This is a genomic window from Nonomuraea guangzhouensis (assembly GCF_019396345.1).
GTDB lineage: Bacteria > Actinomycetota > Actinomycetes > Streptosporangiales > Streptosporangiaceae > Nonomuraea > Nonomuraea guangzhouensis.
In genome coordinates this window covers 86,720-111,627 of the sequence record NZ_JAHKRM010000025.1, presented here as the reverse complement: position 1 = coordinate 111,627, position 24,908 = coordinate 86,720, and the positions used below count along the sequence as shown (strand labels likewise).

Sequence of the window (24,908 nt, the reverse complement as noted above, 5' to 3'; positions counted from 1 at the left end):
ATGATCACTTGTATCGGTGTGGCCGCTGCCGCATCCCTCGCCGCCTGCACGTCCAGCAGCGGCACCTCGGCTGCGAACCAGCAGTCCTCGACGCTCCAGGACGTCATCAAGCGCGGCACCCTCAACGTCGCCAGCTGCCTGACGTTTCCGCCGTTCGGCTCGATGGACCAGAGCAACAAGCCACAGGGCTTCGACGTCGACGTTGCCACCGCGATGGCCACTGCGCTCGGTGTCAAGGTCCACATCATCGACACCACGTCCGCGAACCGCATTCCCAACCTGCAGACCAAGAAGGTCGATGCGGTGGTCTGCAACTTCACCACTACCGCCGAGCGGGCGAAGCAGGTCGCCTTCAGCGACCCCTACATCGTCGCGGGTGAGGTGATGCTGGTGAAGAAGGACAGCGGCATCTCCACCCTGAACGACCTCGGCGGCAAGACGGTCGCCGTGACCAAGGGATCCACCAACGGCGACGCGGTCAAGACCGGCAACCCCAAGGCGAAGATCCAGGAGTACGACACCTCCTCCGCCGCCGTGCTCGCCGTCAAGCAGGGCCAGGCCGACGCCATGGTCGAGGACTCCAACTTCCTCAACTTCCAGGCCAAGCAGGACCCCTCCCTCAAGGTCACCAAGGACTCCGTCGTGCCGCTGGAGTACAACGGCATCGGCGTTCCGCCGGGCGACGCCACCTGGCTGCAGTGGGTCAACACGTGGCTGCGGGAGTTCAACACCTCCGGGCAGGCCAACACCCTCTACAAGAAGTGGTTCGGCGTCGACCGAGTCTTCCCGCTCAACCCGTCCTACTGAGTCCCGGTTGGGCGGCGGCCCTGCCGCCGCCCCATGGAGGAGTCCCATGTTCGTTGATTGGACCTACGCCCTCCGGGACTGGGCTACCTATCTCGACGCGGCCTGGCTGTCCCTGAAGCTCTCGCTCGCGGCCTTCGCGCTCGCCCTCGTCCTCGGCCTGCTCGGCGCCCTGGCCCGCAGATCCCGCTACACGGTGCTGCGTGCGCCCGCCGCCGTCTACGTCGAGGTCATGCGCAACACGCCGGTGCTGCTGCAGATGTTCGTCGCCTACTTCGCGCTCCCGTCGGCCGGTCTGCGGCTGAGCCCGGTGCAGGCGGGAGTGCTGGCCCTCGGCGTGAACGTCGGCGCGTACCTCGCCGAGATCTTCCGCGCCGGCATCCAGGCCGTCCCACGCGGTCAGCGTGAAGCCGCACGGGTACTGGCCCTGGGCCCGCTGCGCACGTTCGCGCATGTGGTGCTTCCGCAGGCCCTGCGCAACGTCTACCCCGCAGTGGTGAACCAGCTCGTGCAGATCATCTTGGGTTCGTCGCTGCTGTCCGCCATCTCCGTCCCTGAGCTGACGGGCACGGCGATGGTCATCAACTCCCGCACGCTGCTGACCGTGCAGGTCTTCGGCATCGCCGCGGTGCTCTACCTGGTCCTCACCAACGCGGTCGTCTTCGTGGCGGGACTCGTCGGGCGGGTCGCGTTCAAGCCCCCACTGCGTCCCTCCGAGCGGCCCCGTCCCCTCAGTGCCGTACGCCGGCTGCTGCCGGCGCGTTCCGCGCGCCCCGTCGAGACGGAGGTCTGATGGACTGGTCGATCATCTGGTCGAACCGTGACCTGTACGTCTCCGGCCTGTGGGCCACTGCACTGCTCTCGCTCGCGGCGATCGCCACCGGGACCCTGCTCGGGCTGGTCGTCGCGGCCGTGCGCACCAGCCGCATCCCGGTCCTGGCCCAGCTCGCCCGCAGCTATCTGGAGGTCTTCCGCGGCACGCCACTGCTGATCCAGATGCTCTTCCTCTACTTCGGCGCGGCCTACCTGGGCTTGCCCGGCATCACTGTCTTCGGCGCGGCCCTGCTCGCCCTGACGCTCTACCAGGGCGCCTACATCGCGGAGATCTTCCGGGCCGGCATCGAGGCGGTGCCCCGCGGCCAGTGGGAGGCGGCACGGGTACTGGGCCTGCCCCGGATCCAGACGTTTGCCAGCGTCATCCTTCCCCAGACCCGGGCAATCGTCCTTCCCCCGCTCGTCGGCCAGTACCTCTCCCTGATCAAGGACACCTCCATCGCCGTCGTGATCGGCTACGTCGAACTCGTCCGCCAGGGACAGGCCGTCATCGACCGCGTGGGCGATCCCGCCACGTCCTACATCGCCGTCGCCGTCCTCTACTTCGTCACCTGTTACCCCCTGTCGCTGCTCGTGCGGCGCATGGAGCGAAAGGCTGTCACCGCATGATGATGATCGACCTCGACGCCCAACAGAAGGCGGTGACCACCTCGCGGATCTCTCTGTCCGGTGTGCACAAGCGCTTCGGTGACCTGGAGGTCCTCAAGGGAGTCGATATCGACGTGGAGCCGGGCGAGGTCGTCGTCCTCATCGGCGCCAGTGGCTCGGGCAAGAGCACCCTGCTGCGCATCATGTGCGACCTGGAGCGCGCGGACAGCGGCGAGGTGTGGGTGGGCGGTGTCCCACTGCACGACCGCAAGCGCGCGCCTGAGATCTTCGGGCACGTCGGGATGGTCTTCCAGCAGTTCAACCTCTTCCCCCACAAGACCGCGCTGGGCAACGTCACGCTCGCCCTGCTGAAGGTCAGAAAGCTGTCCCGCGCGGAGGCCGAGGAGCGCGGCCGGGCCGCCCTGAAGCGGGTCGGGCTCGCCGACAAGGCCGGCTCCTATCCCGCACAGCTCTCCGGAGGCCAGCAGCAGCGCGTCGCCATCGCCCGCGCCCTCGCCATGGACCCCGCGATCATGTTCTTCGACGAACCGACCTCCGCCCTCGACCCCGAACTCGTCGGTGAGGTCACCGGCGTCATGCGTTCTCTCGCCGAGGACGGCATGACCATGGTCGTCGTCACCCACGAGATGCGCTTCGCCAAGGACACCGCCGACCGGGTCGTGTTCATGGACGGCGGCGTCGTCCTCGAACAAGGCTCCCCTGAGCAGGTCTTCGGCAGTCCTACGGAACAGCGCACCCAGCAGTTCCTGCACCGTGTCCTGGACACGTGAGAGGCACTCCTTCCGTCCCGACACTTCTTTGTGAGTACCCGCAGAAGGAACCTTCGTGCTCATCCCACCCGCCTCTCCCCACGCGCCCTCCGGCTCCGCGTCCAAAACCGACGTGGTGTGCATCGGGGAAACCATGGCCGTTCTCAGCCCCCCAGATGCCCGGCCTCTCGCACACCAGAGAGTACTGGCGCTGGCTGTGGGCGGAGCGGAGTCCAATGTGGCCTGTGCTCTCGTCGCCCTGGGGCACAGCGCCGCCTGGCTGGGCCGAGTGGGCGACGACCCCCTCGGACGGCGCGTCCTGGAAGACCTCACCGCCCGCGGCGTCGATGTCTCCGCCGTCGAGACCGACCCGGTGCGGCCGACCGGCGTCTACTTCAAGGACACTGGTCCCGAAGGAACCGGCACTTACTACTACCGCCGGGACTCCGCGGCAACCGCCATGGATCCTGATCTGGCGGGCCTTCCGCTGCTGCACCGGGCTCGGGTGCTGCACCTCTCCGGCATCACCGCCGCACTCTCGGACAGCTGCGCCGAGCTGGTCACCGGCATCATCTCCCGGCGGGCCGTCCCAGCTCCGGTCATCTCCTTCGACGTCAACTACCGCCCGGCTCTGTGGCGGCACCGCCCGGCCGAGGCCGCTCCGCTGCTGCTGGAGTTGGCCCGCGGCGCAGACCTCGTGTTCGTCGGACGCGACGAAGCCGAGACCCTGTGGGACACCCGCACGGCGCAAGAAGTCCGCGATCTGCTCGGCCCCCGCCCAGTGCTGGTCGTCAAGGACGCCGGGCACGGAGCCACGGCGTACAACGCCGACGGTGCGGAAACCTTCGTCCCCACCCCCGCCGCGCGGGTCGTCGAACCCGTCGGAGCCGGCGACGCCTTCGCTGCCGGCTACCTCGCAGCACTCCTCGAAGGCGGCACCCCGGCGAACGGACTTCGCCTGGGCCATCTCGTGGCCGCCGCGACGCTCAGCACCCGGGAGGATGTCCCCGCTGTCCCGACCCGCGACACCCTCGACCGCCACCTCGCACTCGACAACGCAGCATGGTCCGCCCTTCGCCTGACCTGCACCCCCCCACCATTCCCCCATTCCCCACAAGGAGCACCCACGATGAGCCAGACCGCGATCCCGACGCGCGAGATCCGCACCGACCAGGCCCCGGCACCCGCCTGGGTCTTCTCCCAGGGCGTGCGCAAGGGACCGATTCTGCAAGTCTCCGGCCAGGGACCCCAGGACCCGGCCACCGGCGCCTACCTCCACGAAGGCGACGTCAGGGCCCAGACCCGCCGCACCCTGGAGAACGTCCGCGCCATCCTCGAAGCAGGCGGAGCTCAGGTCTCCGACGTGGTGATGTTCCGTGTCTACCTGACCCAGCGCGCGGACTTCGCCGCGATGAACGAGGTCTACGCCGAGTTCATCGAAGAGCACGTCAAGGACGGCCCGAAGCCATGCCGCACCACGGTGTTCGTCGAACTGCCACATGAAGTCATGCTCGTCGAGATCGACGCCCAGGCCGTCGTCGGACCATGAACATGATGACGTGGCACACCCCGGACATCGGACGGGTTGGGGCGGGTGGCGACCGGGGTGCCGCTCGCCTGCACCGCGTGGGTCTCATCAGAAACCGGTTGCGAGCCGGCCGTACATCCGGCCGATGTCAGCACCGCCGCCAAGGTGACGAGTACCAGTCTGCCTCTCATGAGGAAGGCCGGAAGACAGAGCCGGAGCTCTCCGCACCTGCCAGGGCACCGACACACCGGTAGACCCGTACGCCGTCATCGAACTGCGCCGACGAAGGCGGCATCACATCCGCGAGCCACTTGTCGCCGGCGATGTTCTTGGCCGCGCCGTACCGCGTGGCCAGCAGGACGGCCGTGGAGCAGACCTTCTTCACCAGGGGATGTCTCGCCAGATCACGCTGGTCGTAGGTGAGGGAGTCGGCCGGAAGCGGGGCGATCGCGAACGTCTCCCAGGAATGGGTCTCCTCGCAACCAAGCCGCCTCGCCGTCGTGTCGCCCGCGGAGACGACCAGGCCGGCCCAGCACTCGGAGTCCCTGACGCACGACGCGTTCGCCCCGCGCACAGCGGAGGCGGGGCATCCCTTGGTGTAGGTCTCCACGCCGACGACCCGGGCAGCCGCCGGGGTCTTCCGCGCGGTCGTTCCCGTCGCTTGCGGGGTCTGGTCCGTCTCTGGCGCGCGGGTGAAGTGATCGTAGATGACCACCCCCGCCCCGGTCGCCAGCACCAGCGCACAGGCCGCCACGATCACCAGGAACACCCTGGACACGCCTCGGGGGGCGGCCGGCTCGACGGTGTCGTCCCGCCGGACATCCCGGCCGCCGCCACCACTCCGCCGTCTATGCCCCACGGGCCGGCTGACGGACCGGTCGTCGACGGTGCCGACATGGCCGGGCCGAGACGGCGATGCGGCGTACTCCATCTGGTACGGATCGGCCGGCTCACCGGCGTCGAGTCGCAGGGCGGTCAGCGCGTCACGCAAGGCGGCGGCGCTCGGCGTCCGCTGGTGCGGGTCGCTGACGAGCGCCTGACGCAGAACCGCCGTCAGCGCCGGCGGCACACCCGGAATGTCGGGAACCGGCAGGCGATGCATCGCCAGCACCATCGCCAGGTTCGGCACCCCGCTCTCCGGAAAACGGGGCGGACGCCCGGACAGCAGCGCGTACAGCGTGGCCGCGAGTGAGTAGACGTCACCGGCAGCGCTCGGCTCGGCGAGCTCGAACGCTTCCGGAGGGGCGTAGGCGGGCGTCAGCGACTCCCGCGTCACCGACGCGTCGGGCCCGGAGTCGGGCATCGTGGCCAGGCCGAAGTCGGACAGCGCCACCTGCCCGTAGCGGTTGAGCAGCAGATTGGCGGGCTTGACGTCGCGGTGAAGCACGCCTTGGGCGTGCGCCGCGGCCAGCGCGTCGGCGATCCGCACCCCGACGTCCCGCACCGCGTCCGGCCGCAGGCACTGCCCTGAGAGGGACCCGCCGGGACAGAGTTCGAGCACCATGTACGGCCGGCCGTCCGGAAGCAGCCCGGCGTCGTAGACGGGGACGACATGGGGATGCCCCGACAGCGCGCCGGCCGCGGTGACCTCACGCAGGAAGCGGCGCCGGTCGCGGTCGGAGAGCAGCACCCGGTTGTCCACCTTGAGCGCCACCTCCCGGCCGACGGCGGACTGGAGCGCGAGGTAGACGATCCCGAAGCCACCCTGCCCCAGGACGCCCCGGATCTCATACCCGGGAACCGATATTTCGGACACGCGCGAGAGCGTAGCGTGTCCGTCCACGCGTGATGCGGTGTCGGCGGAGACGCCGCGTCAGGTTTGTGTTGACACCGGCGCTTCCACCGTGTTTCGATGATCAACCTCTGGGCGCCCGGTTGGAGCAAGGCACGATGGTGGAGATTCATCCGGCCACGCCGGATCTCGTCAATATGTGGCGCCTGGACTGGGAAAATCGACTCCATGCCAGATATGAAGGCTGGGGATATCGCGCCGACGATATCGCCGAGGCCGTCGAGACCTCCGTTGTCAGATGGCGTGACGCAGCTGACTCCGCCCTTTTCGCCATCATGGCGAACGGCCGTGCAGTGGGCTTCGTCGCGGTGGAGGCGGCGGCCGGCGAAGGATTCGTGCATGACATCTGGATCGCCGAAACCGATCGTGGGCAAGGGTACGGAACGACCGCGTTGAAGCACGCGGAGAATTGGTGTGCCGACCGTGGCGTCAAGGTATTGAATGCCGGTCTCAACGGCTCGGACCCGGCGCACGTGGCATTGTTCCGCGATTATTCCGTGCATGTGCAGACCATGACCAAAACCATCGGTGCCTGCCCTTCTCCTGCCGATGGCCCGCTTGACCGGAAACCGCGAGCGGATGAGTTCCGGATATGGCTGGAGCGCGAGGCGGTCGCATACGGCAAGAGCCTGGAGAGCGAAGGCCTGTCGCCTCAGGAGGCGCGGGACGTGGCTCGTCTCGCCCTTGACCGGGAGCTGCCTGAGGGTGTGGACACGCCCGGCCACTCCTTCCACGTGATCGAATCCGAGGGCGAGGCCATCGCGGCCATCTGGATTCAACTCGATCGCTGGGCGGGCCGCGCCTTTGTTTTCTCGGTATGGGTCGAGGAAGCCTGCCGCGGCCACGGGTACGGTCACGCGCTCATGCGAGTGGGGGAGCGGGTCGCGGCTCGGCACGGCAATCACCTGCTGGCGTTGAACGTTTTCCCCGCCAACGAGTCGGCCGTGCAACTGTACGCCACTCTTGATTACCGGGTCGAAGAGCAGATTCGCGGCAAAGTGCTTTCGGGACAGGACTGCGGGATGCCGGCCGAGGCGCTCTAATGTCGGACTCGTGAACCTCATCGGTCTGTGGGGGCGGGTGGTGGCGGCCACGCCGCGTGTCCCGCCCGCCTACTTGGCTGTGGGCGGGGGAGCGGTCTCCCTGGCGATCACCGCCTCCTATCCGCTGACGGGCACCCTTGGCAGTGCCACGTTCTGGCTGCTGATCGAGGTTCCGGCGCTGCTCGCCCTGACCATGCTCGCGGCCCGCCGCGCGCCTGCCGCAGCCCTCGCACCCGGTCTCGCGGTCTCGGTCATCCTGCTGCGCATGGTCTGGCCCGGGCCGCTGTCGTTGATTCTGGCCGGCTGTACGGGCTGGTCGCTGGGGGCGGTGGGGGCCGCCGCGGCCGGGCTCTACCTGCGCTCACTCGATGGGAACCGGCGCCGGGCGGTGGCGCGGGCCGTACGGGATCAGCAGCTCGCTCTGGCTCGTGACCTGCACGATTTCGTTGCGCACGATGTCAGCGGCATGCTCGTGCAAGCCCAGGCGGCGCGGCTCGCGCCAGGGCTGCCGCCGCAGATCGAGGATGCCCTGCGGCGCATCGAGGACGGCGGCCAGCGGGCCCTGGCCTCGCTCGACCGTACGGTCCACATGCTCAACGAACCCGCCAGAGGTCCCGCACCCGGCATCGACGGGCTGCGGGACCTCGCCGACGGGTTCTCGCCGACCGTCCGGGTGAACCTCCTCGTCGAGGCGGAGCAGATCTCGCGCGAGGCGTCGGCGACCGCCTACCGGGTGGTGACGGAGGCGCTGACCAACGTACGCCGGCACGCGCCGCGTGCGACCACGGTCGACATCGCGGTGACGAGAGACCGGGACATGGTCCACATCCGGGTGGACGACGATGGCGGCGGCGGCCGGCCGGAGGCCGACGAACGCGGGAGTCGCTTCGCCGAGCTCGGCCGCAACGGCGGCTTCGGCCTGGTGGGCCTCGCCGAGGTGCTCGAGACGGTCGGCGGCTCCCTTTCCGCGGGTCCCCACGGTGCGGGCTGGCGCGTCACGGCGGTCGTCCCCGTCTGAGTCCGGAGCCGCGGGCCGGAGGTGGCAGGGTGGTCTGACGTACGCGCGGCTGGAAGGGGGAAGGTCCGTGACGACACGGGTTCTCATCGCGGATGATCAGGATGATGTACGGATCGGATTCCGGCTCATTCTCGACTCGCAGCCCGACATGACGGTCGTGGGGGAGGCGGCCGACGGGCGGGCGGCCGTGGAGCTCGCCCGGCATCTCAAGCCCGACGTCGTCCTGGCCGACATCCGGATGCCCAAGCTCGACGGACTCGAGGTCACCAGGGTGCTCGCGCAGGAGACGAGGGTGATCGTGGTGACCACGTTCGACCTCGATGACTATGTGCACACCGCACTGCGCAACGGCGCCTGCGGGTTCCTGCTGAAGCGGTCGGGGCCGACGCTGCTCATCGAGGCCATTCGCGCCGCCATGGCCGGGGACACGCTCATCAGCCCGCAGGTCACCGTGCGGCTGCTGCGCCACCTGCGCGGCTCCAAGGCGGTGCCGCCGGGGGAACCGCTCACCGAGCGGGAGGTGGAGATCGCGCGCCTGGTCGCGCACGGGCGTACCAATGCTGAGATCGCCGCCGAGTTGTTCATCAGCGCCGGCACGGTGAAGACACATGTGGCCAATGTCCAGCGCAAGGTGGGAGCGGCGAATCGGGTCGGGATCGCGGCCTGGGCCTGGAACTCGGGGACCGCTTAGAAGGCGGAGAAGCGAACGGGTTGATCGCCATGCCGCGACGGCGGCGGGGTACGGCAGTAGCCTCGATTTGTGATCAATTGGAGGAATCGTCGGCTCTCGCGGTGGAGTGCGGCGGTTGTGGGCGCGATCGTCGTCGTGGCGGCCGTCGCCTGGTGGTCCAGCCGGGAGTTACGGCCATGTGAGCGGCTCGACCGCTGGCTGGATCGCAGCGGGTGTGTGGCCGTACATCACGTGCCGGGGTTCGTGGGGAACGACGCCTTGAGGAGCTTTCCGGCGATCGCCTTCGCACCCGACGGGAAGCACCTGAGCATGGTCGGCACCGAGGTGCAGCGGACCGACCGGCCCGAGGATGACAAGCAGCCGCCGCCTCAGCGTACGGCGCTCGTGACGATCGACGCGGCCAGCGGGGCGCTCACCGGTCACACCGCTGAAGTCTCCTATCTTCGGGGCGGCCTGGCCGGAACGCTCGGCGTCTCCTGGACGGGCCGGTACGCCGCGGGGGTGTTCTTCGAACCCGGCTGGCGAGGCACCGCGTCCGAGGATGACGGCACCTTGCCCAAGGGACGCGTCCGCCTGTGGCGTCTGGACGGTCGTCCCGGCGGCTGGGAATCGCCGGTGATGGAGCTGCCCCGGGTCCAGGGGATGATCTTCTCTCTCGACGAGACCGCGGTCGAGGCGGCCGGCCTGTGGTGGGACGTGCGAACGGGCAAACGGCTGCAATCGCGGGACCAGGAGGCATGGGGGCGCCGGTGGGGAGCGCGGGAGGTGGCCAGCGCGGACGGCACGGTGAAGGCGGCTTGGGACAGCAAGGCCGGGCAGGTGACACTGTCGGATGCGAGGTCCGGAAAGGTGCTGCGCGCGCTGCCCGGCGACCTGGGGCCGGATGCGGATGTGATCGGCCCCTGGTTCCACTTCAGCCCGTCCGGCAGGCGGCTGTCCATGATCGCCACACTGCGGGGAAGCGACGACGCGGCCCTGCGCGTCTGGGACGTCGGGTCGGGCAGCCGGCTGTTGAACCTCGCCTCGCCCCTGCTGCGCACCCGCAGCGCCTGGTCTCCCGACGAACGGGTGCTCGCGGTCGAAGCGGCAGGTGACAGCCGCGAGGAAGGGAGCGGCGTGGCGTTGTTCCGGCTCCCGTGATCTCCACCGGTGCCTGCCTCAACCCGTCCGTGGGTTGGTCCCGTCCCACTCCGACAGCGGTGCGCAGTGCCATCGCCAACCTGTCTGCCGCTCCTGGCCCCACAGGTCGGCTCGTCCGTTGGCCCACAGCAGGGCCTCCCAAGCCCCGGCCGGCGGAGCCCATGGGAACAGGCGGCTCAGGGTCGCCAGAGCGAGCTCCTCGGAAGGGACGAAGTCCGGCTCCAGGCCGAGCGAGGCGTCGTAGGTGTGGACGAGCAGCTCGTCGCAGGCCATGGCGGCGAAGCCAGACGCGTCCGCCAGCCCGTACGGGTGCCAGCCCCGGGCGTCCGGTGGTGCGCCGTCCACGACCCTGACCAGCACGGTGGCGAACGCTTCCAGCGTGGCGATGAGCTCCTGCGGAGAGTTCTCCGGCCGTACCGCGAGGTCCATGGTGCTCAGTTCCCGGCTTCCGGCGGCGAAGTCCGTGGCGTACCACAGGAGGCCGTCGGCCGTGTGGGCCACGGCCTGCGCCACGGTCCACCGCAGGCCGGGGATCGGGCGGGACCAGTCCTGGTCGGCGGCCGATTCCAGGAACGCCTGGCACTCGGCCACCGATTTCATGATCATGTTTGTGTCCACCATCGCTGATCATGGTGGACCCATCCTGGGGCAAGCGCAATCCCGAGCGCGGCTGGTCTAGCGGTTGAGTCCGAAGAGCTCTCTCGTGGCCTGAACGGCGTCCGGCCTTCCCTGAACGTGGAGGCGGCCGGTGGCGACAGCGGCGGGTGACGCGGCGGGATCGCGCCCGATCTCGGTGAGGGTCGCGGCATCGGCGAAGGTCAGGACGGCGTCGGGAGCGTCGGCGTGGCCTGGGCGGGTGTGCAGCGCGCCGTCGGCGACGCGGGCGTGCATGGCGTCGGCGCCTACCCTGAACTCGACGGTGAGGGACAGGGCTTGGGCCCGCTCCGGCTGGAACATCGCCCACAGCGACGGCGTGATCCAGTGGACCTGGAAGGAGTCGTCGTCGCCCTGCTCGCCGAGCAGGCGCAGGCCGAACCTGGCCAGCTCGGTCATCGCCGGTCGCAGCTCCAGGCCGAGCGGCGTCAGCTCGTAGACCTTTGACGCGGCGGGCGCGGGAAGCGTGCGGCGGCTGACGATCCCCGCTTCCTCCAGCGTCTTCAGGCGGGCGGCCAGCATGTCGGTGGAGATGCCCACGAGCCCGCCGAGGAGGTCGACGTAGCGTTTCGGGCCGTCCAGCAGCTCGCGGACGACCAGCAGGGTCCACCGCTCGCCCACCATGTCGAGCGTTTTGGCCACCGCGCAGTAGTGACCGTACGAACGCGATGCCATGACGGCAGCCTACCGCACATCACGCCAAGTCCAAGCACATGATCTGAAATTCAGAGCTGTCACTTGACTTTTCCAAGTGATCGTTTCAAGGTGGTGTCACAGCAGGAACCCGGATCCGGAGGACCACATGACCCTTCTCAGCGCTGACCCAGCCATCACCGCGGTCGCGGTCGAGCACCTGTGCGACTTCGCCATCACGTTCCAGACCATGCAGACCTTGTCCACCCCGCTGGGCACGCGCATGATCGCGGTCGTCGAGCGCGGAACCGTCGAGGGGCCGCGGTTGCGCGGCGAGTTCCTGCCCGGTGGTGGTGACTGGATCATGGTCGGTGCCGATCGCGTCGCCCGCCTCGACGTCCGGGCGACGATGCGCACCCACGACGACGAGCTGGTGTTCGTCACCGTCACCGGTCGCGCCGCGCTCTCGGACGAGGCGATCGGCCGGTTGTGGGCCGGTGAGACCATCGGCTGGCACGAGATGCACGCACGGTCGGCGCCACTGTTCGAGACCGGCGCGGAGCGCTACGCGTGGCTGAACTCCACCGTCGCCATCGCCCTCAACGAGCTGTCGCTCAACCACGTCACCTACCGCGTCTACAGCATTCAGTAATCCAGCCAGTGACAGGAGAATGAGCCATGCCCCCCACCGCACCGCCCGCACACGACGTCTTCGACACCTACGTCTCGACCTTCGCCACCCGCGACGTGGACGCGATCGTCGCGCTGCACGCGCCCGCGACCCAGTTCTGGCTGCACAACGGCGAGCAGCCGGTCCACGGCCGGCCCGCGCTTCGCGACACCTTCGCCGCGATGTTCGCCCAGTGGCCGGAGATGGGGTTCGACATCCACCGGACGATCATCGGCGACCGCCACTGGGTGCTCGACTGGGCGCTCACCGCCGTCCTCACCGGCCCCGACGGCAACCGGCGTCCGATCCGCTTCGACTGCCTCGACGTGGTCACGCTCGACGAGAACGGGCTGGTCGAACGTAAGGACACCTTCATCGACCTGCCCCAGGCCCAGGCCGCGGTCACCGCCGCATAAGTAGCACCTCCGACGACGAGACCGTAACGCGATTCCTCCCAGGCGGCATCCGACACCAGAAAGACACCACTTGTCGCCAATGATCTGACAAATCACGTGTTCGCCCCCCGTCGGCCGGGTACGCATGGCGCAAGCCGGGTGACGTGTGAGCCGGATCACACTGGGAGTCCCGGTCCGGGCTGAGGAGGCGCGGGTGACGCACGATCACGGGTTACCAGCGGCGGAGTATCAATCCCAGGTGAGGAAGGCGGCGACGGCGAGCGTCGTCGGCACTGCCATCGAGTGGTATGACTTCTTTCTCTATGGCACGGCCGCGGCGACCGTATTCGCCGACGTCTTCTTCCCCAAGTCCAGCCCGTACGCGGGCACCCTGTCCGCCTTCGCCACGTACGCGGTCGGCTTCGCCGCCAGACCGGTAGGCGCGGCGATCTTCGGGCACTGGGGCGACCGCATCGGGCGCAAGGCCACGCTCATCATCACCCTCGTCATGATGGGCGTATCAAGCGCGCTCATCGGCGTGCTGCCCAGCACCGAATCGATCGGGGTGGCCGCGCCGGTCCTGCTGGTCATCCTGCGTATCCTGCAAGGGATCGCGGTCGGTGGCGAGTGGAGCGGCTCGGTGCTGCTGTCGATGGAGTGGGGCAACCAGCGCAGGCGCGGCCTGATGGCGAGCTGGCCACAGGTCGGCGTGCCCATCGGTCTCATACTCGGCACGGGCGCGATGTCGCTCGTGGCCCTCGCGGCGGGCGACGCGTTCAAGGACTGGGGCTGGCGGATCCCGTTCCTGGCCAGTCTCGTGCTGGTCGGTGTCGGTCTGTGGGTGCGGCTGCGGGTCCTGGAGACGCCGCTGTTCGCGCGGCTCCTGGAGACCAGGCAGGTGGCCAAGCTGCCGGTCGTCGAAGTGCTCAAGAAGCATCCCAAGGAGGTCCTGCTCAGCGCGCTCCTGCGCGTCTCCGAGCAGATGCCGTTCTACCTCTACACGACATTCGTGATCACCTACATCACGGCCCCGCACATCGGGATGTCGCGTACGTTCGCGTTCGCCGCCGTCAGCGCCGCGGCGGCCGTCGAGCTCTTCGCGATCCCGTACTTCGGGCACCTCAGCGATCGAATAGGCCGCCGCAGGATCTACCTCATCGGGGCCGCGTTGCTGGCGGTGATCGCCTTCCCCTACTATGCCCTGCTCAACACCGGTATCGCCGTCGTCATCCTGCTCACCATGATGATCACGCAACTCCAGCACTCGATGGAGTACGGCCCGCAGGCGGCGCTCATCGCGGAGAGTTTCCCGACCGGTCTGCGGTACGGCGGAGCCGGGCTGGGATATCAGCTGGCCTCGGTCATCGCGGGCGGGCCGGCACCGCTGATCGCCACCTGGCTGCTGCACGACTACGGCTGGCAGGCCATCTCCGTGTTCATGATCATCGGTGCGGTGATCGGTTTCTGCGCGACGCTCGCGCTGCCCGACCGTTCGAGGATCGACATCTCCGACCCCGCCGCCTACGGCACTAGTCGAGCGTGACCCGCACTCCGGTGCTCAGGCCGGAGTCGTGCAGCTCCAGCCCCGCGGGCTGGGCCTCCTTCGGCAGCTCGAACAGCAGCGCGCCGCTGAAGGACTGGCCCGGCCCGATGCGGACCGGCGTGACCTCCGAGCCCGCCTTGTCGAGCAGCTTGGTGCCGCCGTGTAAGTCGTCGTCCTCGTCGACCAGTTTCTGCTGGCCCGGGTAGAGGACCCGGGCCTCCTGGCCGACGTTGTTGACCTTGACGCTCACCCGGCAGGTGCGCTGCTTCGCGCCCTTGGCCGGCTTGGGGCAGGAGGTGCCCGTCACCGCGAACTTCAGCTTCCCGTCCTGCACCGGGCTGTCCGCGCCGACCGGGTCGGGCGATCTGAGCGCCCACGCCAGTACGGCCAGCAGCAGCACCAGCAGCACGATGGCCACCACGATGGCGGTCAGGCAACTGGCGAACACGCTTCTCTTCGGCTTGGCCGGGAACGCCGGGCCCCTCGGCCCGGGCGGCAGCGGCGCCTGCCCCGTCTGATGCGCCGAAAGCGGCACCTGTCCTGTCTGCTGAGGAGACAGGGGCGCCTGGCGGGGTGGTGGCGGCACCTGGGCGGCCGGGCGGGGCATCGGCCCGCGTCCCGGCAACGGCCCCGGGCCGGTCCGCTGATGGGCCTGAGGCTGGTGGGCTTGCGGTTGGTGGGGCTGGGCCTGGTGGGACTGCGGCTGGTGCGTCTGCGACGGGTGGGGCTGAGGCGGGTGCACCTGCTGCTGACGGGACTGCGGCGGCGGGGTCCAGCCGGGCGGCGCCGGTCGTACCTGCGGATTGTTCGGGAACTCGGCCAGCGGCGGGAACTCCGACGGATTCCACGAGCTGCTGAGGTGGCGCGTCGCGGCGAGCTGGGCGGCCGGCTCGTCGGCCGCGCCGACGAGTTCGAGCAGGAGCTGCTTGGCCGCGGGGCGGCGCGCGGGGTCGGGATGGATGGCCGCGGCCACCAGCCGGTCGAGCGGCGCGGGCAGGCCGCGCAGGTCGGGCGGGGCGGTGCGGGCGCGAGCCGCCATGACGTAGGCGTCGCCCTCGCCGAACGGGTGGCCGCCGAGCCCGGCGTAGGCGATCAGCGACCCCCAGGCGAACACGTCGCCCGCCGGGCTGGTGCGGCCCTCGAAGACCTGCTCGGGAGCGATCCAACCGGGCGTGCCCATCACCATGCCCGCGTTGGTGTGGCGGGAGGAGACGTGGGTCGAGCGGGCCAGCCCGAAGTCGATCACCCGCGGGCCGCCCAGCGTCAGCATCACGTTCGCCGGCTTGAGGTCGCGGTGCACCAGGCCGACGGCGTGGATCGCGGTCAGCGCCGCCGCCACGCCCACGGCCGCCGAGTGCAGCACGGACGGCGTCAGCGGGCCGTGCTCGATCAGGTGGTTCTCGAGGGAGATGCCCTCGATGTACTCGGTGACCAGGTAGAGGACCCCGTCGTGCTCGCCGTGGTCCAGGACGCGGGCCGTGCAGAACGAGGCGACCTTGCGGGCGTTGACCACCTCTTCGTGGAAGCGCGCCCGGTAGACCGGGTCGGCGGTGTAGTCGCGGCGGATCGCCTTGAGCGCGACCTGTACGCCGTCGGCGGCCTTGGCCAGATAGACGGTGCCCATGCCGCCCGAGCCAAGGCGGCTGATCAGCTCATAGGGGCCGATCGCCGGCGGGTCGTCCGACGTCAGCGGAGTGCCTGCGGAGCGCCCCTGCTGCCCCAACGTCGCTGTCCTCTCGCCTTCGTTGCCGCGTTGCCTCAACCGACCGATCCTCCGCCCGGCATGCCCGTTCCCCAAGACTCTAACGGAGGAACGGGCTGCCTGGTGGCGACTGAGTTTGGACGGGTTGTGGCACCTTTGTAGCTGAACGCCTGGTGCGGGGGGTCAGGCGCGTTCATGAAACCCACGTTCGATAAAATGAGTGGGAATTCCTCTCTGGGCAGGCCAAGCTGATCACGAACCAGTGAGGAGATTTCATTCATGCCGACCCAGCCCGCACCCAACCTGCTGTCGTGGGCCAGCGAGATCGACGAAGGCGCGATCAAGCAGGCCGCACGCACCGCAAGCCTGCCATTCGTCTCCGGCCACGTCGCTCTCATGCCCGACGCGCATATCGGCATCGGTGCCACGGTCGGCTCGGTGATCCCCACCGAGAACGCCATCATCCCCGCCGCCGTCGGTGTGGACATCGGCTGCGGCATGGTGGCCACGGAGACGACGCTCACGGCCGCGGACCTGCCCGACACCCTGGCCGCCCTCATGCCGATGGTGGAGCACCGCATCCCGGCCGGCGTGGGCAAGGGCCACCAGGACCCGGCGATGGACCGCGCCCTCGGTGACCTCGGACTTCCCCACACCGACCTGGACCCCAGGATGACCAGGAAGGTGGCCGACCAGTTCGGCACCCTCGGCTCCGGCAACCACTTCGTCGAGGTCTGCCTCGACGAGCGCGACCGGGTGTGGACGGTGCTGCACTCGGGTTCGCGCGGCGTCGGCAACCAGCTCGCCACGATGCACATCGTCGGCGCCAAGAAGCTGATGAAGAAGCAGGCCGTCGCCCTGGAGGACCCGGACCTCGCCTACCTGGTGCAGAGCACGCCGGAGTTCACCGCCTACATCGAGGACATGCTGTGGGCGCAGCGCTACGCCATGGCCTCGCGGGCCCGGATGGACAAGGTGCTGATCAACGCCCTGTTCAAGGTCGCCGGCCAGGGTCAGCGGGTCCGTACGATCAACTGCCACCACAACTTCACCCAGCAGGAGTCCCACTACGGCAAGTCCCTCTGGATCACCCGCAAGGGAGCCATCAAGGCCGACACGGGAGATGAGGGAGTGATCCCCGGCTCGATGGGCACGTGCTCGTACATCGTGCGCGGTCGCGGAAACCCCGAGTCGTACCATTCCTGCTCCCATGGTGCGGGCCGCCGCATGTCCCGTACGAAGGCGAAGCGGGAATTGTCGGCGACCTCTCTCACCGCGGCCATGAGCGGCCGGACCTGGAACGCGGACCGGGCCGCCGCCCTGGTGGACGAGCATCCCGCGGCGTACAAGTCCATCGATCAGGTCATGGCCGACCAGAAGGACCTGGTGGCGATTCAGCACACGCTCCGCCAGATCTTCAATTACAAGGGTTGAGCTATCCGCGTGCCCTGACGACCAGTGAGGTCGTCAGGGCGGCGGCCACGGGGATGAGCGTGAGACCGACCAGGAACAGCAGCCCGACCGGCCACAGCCCCTGCCCGCCCTCCCGGAGCTCCTTGATCACGGCCGGGGCGAAGGAGACATAGAACGGAGCGGCGGCCACCAACCCCCACAGGACGCCCACCTGAGGGACGAACCACCCGGCCAGACCGGCCAGGACCGCCAGGACGAGGAACGCGGGCAGCAGGAACGGCGAGTCGAAGAAGTCGCGGGGGGCGTCGGCGGAGGCCACGGGCGCGGTGGCGATACAGAGGGCTACGGCGACGGATCCCGCGATGACGAGGATCAGGGCCCAGGCGATGACGGAACGGGACATGCGACTCCCAAAGAGGTGTGAAGTCCATCCTGATCGCCGATGGACCTTCCCGGCATCGGTCCTCGTACTCATCCGGCCTGATTGACATGCTCCTCCCAATGGCTGGGGGGATTCTCGTGGCCGCTACGCTGCCGCCCCTTGCGAGGCGGTGGGGGTAGTCCCGCCATGAGTTGCTTGACGCTTCACCGGCCTCAGTGGTGCGGGGCCTCCACGTCCGGTTACCGCCTGTCCGGCGGCGTTGTTGTACCGGTACATCTGGGTGCGGGCGGCGTTGACGTCGGCGTTGCCGATCCACCCGCATGCTCTGTTCTTGCACACGAACCGGGACTGGCTCTCGCGGGAGCCCTCGGTGATCGTGTGGCAGGCGTGGCATTCCTGGCTGGTGCCCGGTGCCGGGATGAAGACGACCTTCCCGCCCTTGTCGATGGCCTTGTAGGTGAGGAACTCGGCGGTGCGCCCCCACGCCTGACCGGCGATGGCGCGGTTGAGGCCGCGCTTTTGGGCGACGTTCCTGCCCGGCGCCTCGATGGTGCCCGACGCGGAGGCCATCATGTTCTTGACGTTGAGATCTTCAAGCACGATGACGGAGAACTGGTCGGCGAGCTTGGCGGTGGTCTGGTGCTGCCAGTCGATGATGCGGCGCTTGGCTTTCGCGCGCAGGCGGGCGATCTGGCCGTAGGTTGTTTTCAGATGTTTGCTAGTGGGTTGTCCGGGTTTGGCCGCTCGTTTCTGCCGGGCGGCTTGGCGTTGCAGGCGGAGCAGGCGTTGTTGTTCTCCGCCTGTCAGCCATTGTTTGCGGTGGCGGATTTTCTCCCCGGTGGCCAGGGCGAGGGGGACGGTGATTCCCCGGTCGATCGCGGTTTGCGGCCCCTGGTGCGGGGTGGGGGGTGCGTGCAGGGTCTGGGTGCGGAACACGATGTGCCACCCGGTGGTCTCCTTGACCAACCGCGCCCCCGTGATCTTCCCCGCACCTCCGCCCTTCGTGACCCCTGGCAGGTCTTTGGCCCACCGGAATCGGATCTGGCCGAGTTTGGGGATGGTGACCGCGCCCCACCGCCGGTTGATCCGGGTGATGTTCAGGTCCCGCCCCTGAGGAACGTCCACGGCCATCCGGGAGCCGAACCGGCTCTTGAACGTGGGACGTTCGGCCGGGTGGTCGGGGTTGAAGAAGTTCTTCCACGCCTGCTGGTAGGTCTTCAGCACGGCTTGCGCGGCTTGGGCGGGCAGAGCCTTGAGCCAGTCGATCTCTTTGCGAGCCGCCCGGATCGCCTGATCGCAGTCCTTTAGCGAGGCCAGACGGCCCTGACGGAACGTGAAGTACTCGTGCAGCAGGTTCCACAGCACGCGAGCGTTGTGCGCCTGACCGTCCAGTACGGCGATCTGCCGCTGGTCCAGGAGCAGGCGCGCGACATGAGCACGCGAACGTTTCTCCAGTTCCACGAAGCCGACCCTATCGTTTGGTGTATGTCACCGTGATGGGAAACAAACCCCGAGATCAGAACTGGATGCCACTGCGTTCACGAGCTCACCGCACATTTGGTATTCATCATCAAATATCGGGGCAACGTCTGCACCGACCCCATGGTTAAACGCTGCGAGCGGATCATGCGGGACGTGTGCGAGAAGTCCGTATTCCAACTGTCGGAGTGCAACGGGGCCGACGACCACTTCCATCTCCTTGTCCACTACCCGCCCAAGATCGCCCTGGTGAACTCCCTCAAACGCGTCTCGACCCACTACCTGCGCCAGGAATACTGCGATCACGCCCGCACATATCCGGGGGACGGACACCCCTGATCCCGCTCCTACTACGCGGGCTTGATCGGCGACGCGAACCCGGCCACGATCCGCAACTACCTTTTAGGCTCAGGGCCGACCCAAAAATAGAGACCAAGCGCGCCATGGTTGCGCTCGGCCCCAAAGTACGGGTCAGGGCACGCTCAGGTCCCGGGGGCCTTCCCGCGCTAGCCTTCGCCTCCCGACCGAAGGCACGAGCGCCTCTGAAGAGAGCGTCAGCGGGATGCGCTAGCGGAGGGCGGCCGCCTCGGCGGCGAGCTTCTCCACGCGGCCCCAGTCGCCCGCCGCCAGGGCGTCGGCCGGGGTCAGCCAGGTGCCGCCGACGCAGCCGACGTTCGGCAGCGCGAGGTAGTCGGGCGCGGTGGCCGGCCTGATGCCGCCGGTCGGGCAGAATCGCACGTCCGGCAGCGGCCCCGCCAGCGCCTTCAGGTACGGTACGCCGCCCGCGGGCCCGGCCGGGAAGAACTTCAGCTCCTTCAGCCCCCGCTCGGCCAGCGCCATCACCTCGGTGGCGGTGGCCGCGCCCGGCAGGTAGGGGAGCCCGCTCGCCGCCATCGCGTCGGCCAGCGCCGGCGTCGTCCCTGGCGATACCAGGAACTTCGCCCCAGCCGTCAAGCACGCCGCAATATCATCAGAAGTCCGGATTGTTCCGGCGCCGACCACGGCCTCCGGCACCTCGGCGGCGATCCTGGCGATGGCCTCCAGCGCGTCAGCCGTACGCAAGGTCACCTCGATGACCGGCAGGCCGCCCGCGACCAGCGCCCGCGCCAGCGGCACGGCCGTCTCCACGTCGTCGATCACCACGACCGGGATCACGGGGGCGAGATCGAGCAGGCTCATGAAAGTTCTCTCCTCATCGGGTGAAGCTCTATACGCTCGCGCGCGGACCCCAGCTCCCTTGCCGCGCGCTGCGCCAGCCAGGCGGCGGCGCCCGTCAGCGCCGGCTGCGGGGCGACGATGAGCGTGGTCGCGATGGCCGACAGATAGCCGGCCATGTCCGGGTTGTCGGCGAATCTGGCGCGGAAGTCGCTGGTACGCACGCGCTCCACGATACGGGGCAGCACTCCGCCGCCGAGATAGACGCCGCCCCTGGCGCCGAGGGTCAGCGCCACGTTCCCGGCGAAACTCCCCAGCATCCCGCAGAACACCTCGACCGTCTCCGCGCACAGCGAGTCGTCCAGCCGCGCCACGATGTCGGAGACCGACAGGCTGGGCGGGTTGACGCCGTTGACCTCGGCGAGCGCCCGGTGCAGGCGTACCAGGCCCGGTCCCGACAGGACGTGCTCGGCGACCACGTGGTCCAGGCCCCCGGCACGGAGCGCCCGGACGATCTCCCGCTCCCGGTCGTCGAACACCGGCACCGTGACGTGCCCGCCCTCGCCGGGGACCGGCGTCCAGCCGCCGTCGGCGGGCACCAGCCCGGCGACGCCGAGCCCGGTGCCGGGGCCGAGCACGGCCTTGACGCCGTGGGCGGGTTCCGGGCCGCCCAGGGACGCCAGGTCGCCGGGCTCCAGATGGGGCAGCGACACGGCCAGCGCCTCGAAGTCGTTCAGCAGCACCGCGTACGGCAGGCCGAGGTCACTCGCCGAGCCGCTCCAGGCGGAGTTCGTCAGCGTGTAGCGGTCACCCTCGACGGGCCCCGCCACGGCCAGGCACGCCGCCCCCGGCCGCACTCCGCCCGCGTGCTCCGCGAGGTAGGCGGCTACGGCTTCCGGGAGGGTGTCGTACTCGGCCCCCGCCAGCACCGCGACGTGCGACGGCCGCGCTCCCGGCGAGGTGACCAGCCCGAACCGGGCGTTGGTGCCCCCGATGTCGGCGACCAGCCACGGCAGATCGAACGCGCTCACGTCAGGTCACCGGCGCACTGTCCCGGCGTCCGGAGCGCGGTCATCCCGCGACGCCCGCGTGCTGGCCGAGAGGGGTGCCGGACTCCAGGTGGGAGGCGCCCGCCTCGGCGGGGAAGCCCAGGCCGGGGCCGTGGTGCGGGGACTCGGCGCCGCTGATCCCGAAGATCCCCGCGCCCTGCTCCGCGTGCCCGGCCATCCGCCGGAACGTCGCGAACAGCTCGCGCCCCGTCCCCACCCACTGCGCGTCGCTCAGCGGCCGGCCGCCGGGCGTGCGCCGGGCCAGCTCCTCGGCCGGGACCAGCACTTCCAGCGTCCCCGCCGCCGAGTCGAGCCTGATCACGTCGCCCTCGCGGACCAGCGCGATCGGCCCCCCGTCCGCCGCCTCGGGCGACAGGTGGATGGCCGCGGGCACCTTGCCGGACGCGCCGGACATGCGGCCGTCGGTCACGATCGCCACCCGCTGCCCCCGATCGAGCAGTACGGCCAGCGGCGGCGTTAGCTTGTGCAGCTCGGGCATGCCGTTGGCGCTCGGCCCCTGGTAGCGGATGACCGCCACGAAGTCCTGCCCGTCCAGCTCGCCCGCCTCGAACGCGCGCAGCAGGTCGAGCTGGTCGTCGAACACCTTGGCCGGAGCCTCGATCACCAGGTGCTCGGCCTTGACCGCCGACACCTTGCTGACCGCCCGGCCCAGGTTGCCCTCGAGCATGTGGATGCCGCCGTCGGCGGCGAACGGCGCGGCCACCGGCCGCAGCACGTCGAGGTCGGCGCTGCCGTCGGACACCGGCGACCAGGTCAGCTTCCCGTCGGACAGCGTCGGAGCCGAACGGTAGTGGTCGAGGCCGCGCCCCGCCACGGTCAGCACGTCGGCGTGCAGCAGACCCTCGTCCAGCAGGTCGCCGATGAGCACCTGCATGCCGCCGGCGTCGCGGAAGTGGTTCACGTCCGCCTGGCCGTTCGGGTAGATCTTGGTCAGCGACGGCACGACCTTCGACAGGCAGGCCAGGTCGTCCCAGGTCAGCACGATGCCCGCGGCGGCGGCCATGGCGACCAGGTGCAGCGTGTGGTTGGTGGAGCCGCCGGTGGCCAGCAGCGCCACGCAGGCGTTCACGATCGACTTCTCGTCGACCAGCTCGCCGACCGGGGTGTACTCGGGGCCGTGCGCGGTGATCTCCACCGCCCGGCGCCCGGCCGCCTCGGTCAGCGCGTGCCGAAGCTCGGTGTGCGGGTTGACGAACGTCGAGCCGGGCAGATGCAGGCCCATGACCTCCATCAGCGCCTGGTTGGAGTTGGCGGTGCCGTAGAAGGTGCAGGTGCCGGGGGAGTGGTACGACTTGGCCTCGGCGTCGAGCAGCTCGTCGCGGCCCACCTTGCCCTCGGCGAAGAGCTGCCGGGTGCGGGCCTTGACCTTGTTCGGCAGTCCCGACGTCATCGGACCGGCGGGCACGAAGATCGCGGGCAGGTGCCCGAAGTGCAGCGCCCCGATCAGCAGGCCCGGCACGATCTTGTCGCAGACGCCCAGCAGCAGCGACGCGTCGAACATGTCATGCGACAGCGCGATCGCGGCCGCCATGGCGATCACGTCGCGGCTGTAGAGCGACAGCTCCATGCCGGCGCGGCCCTGCGTGATGCCGTCGCACATCGCCGGCACGCCGCCCGCCACCTGCGCCACGCCGCCGGCCGCGCGCACCGCCGCCTTCAGCTCGGCCGGGTACGTCTCGTACGGCTGGTGGGCGGAGAGCATGTCGTTGTAGCTGGTCACGATCGCCACGCCGGGCTTGGCCGTACCCATCAGGAGGGGCTTGTCGGCGGCGGGCGCGGCGGCGAAGCCGTGGGCCAGGTTCGCGCAGCCGAGGTGCGCGCGCGCCGGGCCCTTGGCGCGGGCGGCTTCCCCCTCGCGCCGGATCCGCGCCAGGTAGACGGTGCGGCTGGCCAGGCTGCGTTCGGTGATCCTGTCGGTGATCTCCTGGATGACGGGGTTCACAGACCCTCCTTCGTCGGGTCCTCAAACCCAGAATCGCGGTGTTCGGTGGTGCGCTCGCTCACGCCTGGTCCTCTTCGTGCCACACGCGGCCGCTGCGGGCGAGCAGTTCGTGGGCGCCCGCGGGACCGGTGGACCCGGCGGGGTAGGGCTCGGGCAGCTCGGCCGACGACTCCCAGGAGGCCAGGATCGGGTCGATCCACTGCCAGGCGGCGGCCACCTCGTCACGCCGCATGAACAGCGTCGGGTTGCCCGCCAGCACGTCCGTGAGCAGCCGTTCGTAGGCCTCGGGAACGCGCGCGGTGAACGTCTTGCCGAAGCTGAGGCTCAGCGGCACCGGCTTGAGCGCCACCTCGCCCGCTCCCGGCTCCTTGGCCATGATGTGCAGCTCGATGCCCTCTTCCGGCTGCAGCCGCAGGACGAGGCGGTTCGGCGAGCCGCCGGGGAAGATGGAGTGCGGCACGTCCTTGAACTGCACCACGATCTCCGACGCCCGGCGCGGCAGCCGCTTGCCGGTGCGCAGGTAGAACGGCACTCCGGCCCACCGCCAGTTCTTGACCTCGGCGCGGATCGCGGTGAACGTCTCCACCCGGCGCGAGGCCTCGGTGGGCGCGGTGGAGCCGGGCTCGTCCAGGTAGCCGGGCATCCCGTCCGCCTCGGTGTACTGGCCGCGCACGGTGAAGCGGTCGACCTCGGTGCCGGTGATGGGCCGCAGCGCCTGGAGCACCTTCACCTTCTCGTCGCGGATCGCCTCGCGGTCGTTGCGGGCCGGCGGCTCCATCGCGGTCATGCAGAGGAGCTGGAGCAGGTGGTTCTGCACCATGTCGCGCAGCGCGCCGGCCTGGTCGTAGTAGCCGCGCCGGCCGGGGGTGCCGACGGTCTCGGCGGCGGTGATCTGCACGTGGTCGATCCAGAGGGAGTTCCAGATCGGCTCGAGGAAGGCATTGGCGAAGCGGAGCACGAGCAGGTTCTGCACGGTCTCCTTGCCCAGGTAGTGGTCGATGCGGAAGATCTGCGCCTCGTCGAAGATGGCGCCGACCTCCTCGTTGATCCGCTGCGCGCTGGCCCCGTCACGCCCGAGCGGCTTCTCCAGCACCACCCGCGAGCGCGGCGTCACCAGGCCGGCCTTGTCCAGGTCGCGGCAGAACGGGCCGAACGTCATCGGCGGGCTGGCCAGGTAGAACACCCGGTCGCGCTGCTCGTGCCCGCCCAGCAGCGCGGTCAGCGCGCTCCAGCCGGACCGGTTCTCGCCGCCCACGTCGACGGACACGTGGTGCAGGCGGCCGAGGAAGCGCTGCCACGCGCCGGGGTCGGCCGGGACCTGGTCGCGTACCTCGGCGTCCACCTTGCCGCGGAAGTCCTCGTCGGTCAGCCCGCCCCTGGACATGGCGATGATCCGCGTCTCGGGGGAGAGGCGGCCCTCCACGTCGCTGTGGTACAGCGCCGGGAGCAGTTTGCGCATGGACAGGTCGCCGGTTCCGCCGAAGACGACGAGGTCGGCGGTGTAAGCGGCGGTGGGAGCTGAGGTGGGGGACACGGCTGGGAACTCCGATGATCAGCCAAGCAGGGACAGAACGGACACTAGCCAGAGTTGCGTACGTGTGCAAGCGTAGTTTTGCTATTTGAGATGCAAAAGTCATGACTTTTCATTACCTAACCTCCTGT

24 protein-coding genes are annotated in these 24,908 nt (G+C 69.4%); 14 read left to right on the top strand and 10 right to left on the bottom strand.

The features are described from left to right. Genes KME78_RS42490 through KME78_RS67525 form a run of 5 tightly spaced genes read left to right on the top strand, consistent with a single transcriptional unit; the run spans position 1 to position 4,545 of the window. Complete coding sequence (locus tag KME78_RS42490; RefSeq protein ID WP_219535192.1) at positions 1-807, top strand: ABC transporter substrate-binding protein; 807 nt, start codon at positions 1-3, stop codon at positions 805-807. A gap of 46 nt (positions 808-853) precedes the next feature. Continuing rightward, entirely contained in the window at positions 854-1,597 is a 744-nt protein-coding gene (locus tag KME78_RS42485) for an amino acid ABC transporter permease (protein WP_219535191.1), read from the top strand. After that, entirely contained in the window at positions 1,597-2,247 is a 651-nt protein-coding gene (locus KME78_RS42480; RefSeq protein ID WP_219535190.1) for an amino acid ABC transporter permease, read from the top strand. The genes KME78_RS42485 and KME78_RS42480 overlap by 1 nt, the downstream gene beginning before the upstream one ends. Then, the gene (locus KME78_RS42475) at positions 2,244-3,017 is read left to right on the top strand and encodes an amino acid ABC transporter ATP-binding protein (RefSeq protein ID WP_443687881.1); all 774 of its coding nucleotides are present in this window, start codon (positions 2,244-2,246) and stop codon (positions 3,015-3,017) included. The genes KME78_RS42480 and KME78_RS42475 overlap by 4 nt, the downstream gene beginning before the upstream one ends. Before the next feature lie 55 nt (positions 3,018-3,072). Then, entirely contained in the window at positions 3,073-4,545 is a 1,473-nt protein-coding gene (locus KME78_RS67525; protein WP_308127340.1) for a PfkB family carbohydrate kinase, read from the top strand. A gap of 166 nt (positions 4,546-4,711) precedes the next feature. Here KME78_RS67525 and KME78_RS42460 read toward each other — a convergent pair whose 3' ends face one another. Continuing rightward, positions 4,712-6,280, bottom strand: coding sequence for a serine/threonine-protein kinase (locus KME78_RS42460; protein ID WP_219535189.1), 1,569 nt, complete (start codon positions 6,278-6,280; stop codon positions 4,712-4,714). Positions 6,281-6,414: 134 nt separating this feature from the next. Between KME78_RS42460 and KME78_RS42455 the strand changes: the two genes are divergently transcribed. The 4 genes from KME78_RS42455 (at position 6,415) to KME78_RS42440 (ending at position 10,208) form a co-directional block, all read left to right on the top strand. Beyond that, a complete protein-coding gene (locus tag KME78_RS42455) occupies positions 6,415-7,359 on the top strand; it encodes a GNAT family N-acetyltransferase (RefSeq protein WP_219535188.1) in 945 nt (314 codons plus the stop codon). Between the two features lie 10 nt (positions 7,360-7,369). Continuing rightward, positions 7,370-8,377 carry a sensor histidine kinase gene (locus tag KME78_RS65180; RefSeq protein WP_219535187.1) on the top strand — a complete coding sequence of 336 codons (1,008 nt, stop codon included), beginning with the start codon at positions 7,370-7,372 and terminating at the stop codon, positions 8,375-8,377. A gap of 67 nt (positions 8,378-8,444) precedes the next feature. Further along, positions 8,445-9,068 (top strand): response regulator, encoded by a 624-nt coding sequence (locus KME78_RS42445; RefSeq protein ID WP_219535186.1) that lies wholly within the window; start codon positions 8,445-8,447, stop codon positions 9,066-9,068. Between the two features lie 117 nt (positions 9,069-9,185). Then, complete coding sequence (locus KME78_RS42440) at positions 9,186-10,208, top strand: WD40 repeat domain-containing protein (RefSeq protein WP_219535185.1); 1,023 nt, start codon at positions 9,186-9,188, stop codon at positions 10,206-10,208. An 18-nt stretch (positions 10,209-10,226) separates the two neighbouring features. Here KME78_RS42440 and KME78_RS42435 read toward each other — a convergent pair whose 3' ends face one another. Together KME78_RS42435 and KME78_RS42430 are read right to left on the bottom strand one after the other, a co-directional pair. Next, complete coding sequence (locus tag KME78_RS42435) at positions 10,227-10,814, bottom strand: maleylpyruvate isomerase N-terminal domain-containing protein (RefSeq protein ID WP_246653141.1); 588 nt, start codon at positions 10,812-10,814, stop codon at positions 10,227-10,229. A gap of 69 nt (positions 10,815-10,883) precedes the next feature. Then, a complete protein-coding gene (locus KME78_RS42430; RefSeq protein ID WP_219535184.1) occupies positions 10,884-11,537 on the bottom strand; it encodes a winged helix-turn-helix transcriptional regulator in 654 nt (217 codons plus the stop codon). A gap of 127 nt (positions 11,538-11,664) precedes the next feature. Here KME78_RS42430 and KME78_RS42425 point away from each other — a divergent pair, with 127 nt between their 5' ends. From KME78_RS42425 to KME78_RS42415, 3 genes are all read left to right on the top strand, one after another. After that, the gene (locus KME78_RS42425) at positions 11,665-12,147 is read left to right on the top strand and encodes a DUF3237 domain-containing protein (RefSeq protein WP_219535183.1); all 483 of its coding nucleotides are present in this window, start codon (positions 11,665-11,667) and stop codon (positions 12,145-12,147) included. Positions 12,148-12,173: 26 nt separating this feature from the next. Continuing rightward, positions 12,174-12,581 carry a nuclear transport factor 2 family protein gene (locus KME78_RS42420; protein ID WP_219535182.1) on the top strand — a complete coding sequence of 136 codons (408 nt, stop codon included), beginning with the start codon at positions 12,174-12,176 and terminating at the stop codon, positions 12,579-12,581. Between the two features lie 238 nt (positions 12,582-12,819). Further along, positions 12,820-14,103: an MFS transporter gene (locus tag KME78_RS42415; RefSeq protein ID WP_219535181.1), complete on the top strand. Its 1,284-nt coding sequence runs from the start codon at positions 12,820-12,822 to the stop codon at positions 14,101-14,103. Here KME78_RS42415 and KME78_RS42410 read toward each other — a convergent pair. Beyond that, positions 14,090-15,826 (bottom strand): serine/threonine-protein kinase, encoded by a 1,737-nt coding sequence (locus KME78_RS42410; protein ID WP_219535180.1) that lies wholly within the window; start codon positions 15,824-15,826, stop codon positions 14,090-14,092. The two genes, KME78_RS42415 and KME78_RS42410, sit on opposite strands and share 14 nt — an antisense overlap. A gap of 258 nt (positions 15,827-16,084) precedes the next feature. Between KME78_RS42410 and KME78_RS42405 the strand changes: the two genes are divergently transcribed. Further along, complete coding sequence (locus KME78_RS42405; RefSeq protein ID WP_219535179.1) at positions 16,085-17,239, top strand: RtcB family protein; 1,155 nt, start codon at positions 16,085-16,087, stop codon at positions 17,237-17,239. A gap of 1 nt (position 17,240) precedes the next feature. Here KME78_RS42405 and KME78_RS42400 read toward each other — a convergent pair whose 3' ends face one another. Together KME78_RS42400 and KME78_RS42395 are read right to left on the bottom strand one after the other, a co-directional pair. Beyond that, positions 17,241-17,621, bottom strand: a complete 381-nt coding sequence (locus KME78_RS42400; RefSeq protein ID WP_219535178.1) for a hypothetical protein — start codon at positions 17,619-17,621, stop codon at positions 17,241-17,243. A 123-nt stretch (positions 17,622-17,744) separates the two neighbouring features. Next, positions 17,745-19,061 (bottom strand): RNA-guided endonuclease InsQ/TnpB family protein, encoded by a 1,317-nt coding sequence (locus tag KME78_RS42395; protein ID WP_219535177.1) that lies wholly within the window; start codon positions 19,059-19,061, stop codon positions 17,745-17,747. Positions 19,062-19,115: 54 nt separating this feature from the next. Here KME78_RS42395 and tnpA point away from each other — a divergent pair, with 54 nt between their 5' ends. Then, a complete protein-coding gene (gene tnpA / locus KME78_RS42390; protein ID WP_308127347.1) occupies positions 19,116-19,418 on the top strand; it encodes an IS200/IS605 family transposase in 303 nt (100 codons plus the stop codon). Positions 19,419-19,646: 228 nt separating this feature from the next. Here tnpA and eda read toward each other — a convergent pair whose 3' ends face one another. From eda to zwf, 4 genes are read right to left on the bottom strand one after another with little or no spacing between them, the layout of a single operon-like run. Next, positions 19,647-20,258 (bottom strand): bifunctional 4-hydroxy-2-oxoglutarate aldolase/2-dehydro-3-deoxy-phosphogluconate aldolase, encoded by a 612-nt coding sequence (eda, locus tag KME78_RS42385; protein WP_219535175.1) that lies wholly within the window; start codon positions 20,256-20,258, stop codon positions 19,647-19,649. Then, entirely contained in the window at positions 20,255-21,265 is a 1,011-nt protein-coding gene (gene glk, locus KME78_RS42380) for a glucokinase (protein WP_219535174.1), read from the bottom strand. Before glk ends, eda begins: the two co-directional genes overlap by 4 nt. Positions 21,266-21,305: 40 nt before the next feature. After that, complete coding sequence (gene edd, locus KME78_RS42375) at positions 21,306-23,246, bottom strand: phosphogluconate dehydratase (RefSeq protein WP_219535173.1); 1,941 nt, start codon at positions 23,244-23,246, stop codon at positions 21,306-21,308. 58 nt (positions 23,247-23,304) lie between these two features. Then, positions 23,305-24,780, bottom strand: coding sequence for a glucose-6-phosphate dehydrogenase (gene zwf / locus KME78_RS42370; protein ID WP_308127339.1), 1,476 nt, complete (start codon positions 24,778-24,780; stop codon positions 23,305-23,307). Positions 24,781-24,908 lie beyond the last annotated feature (128 nt).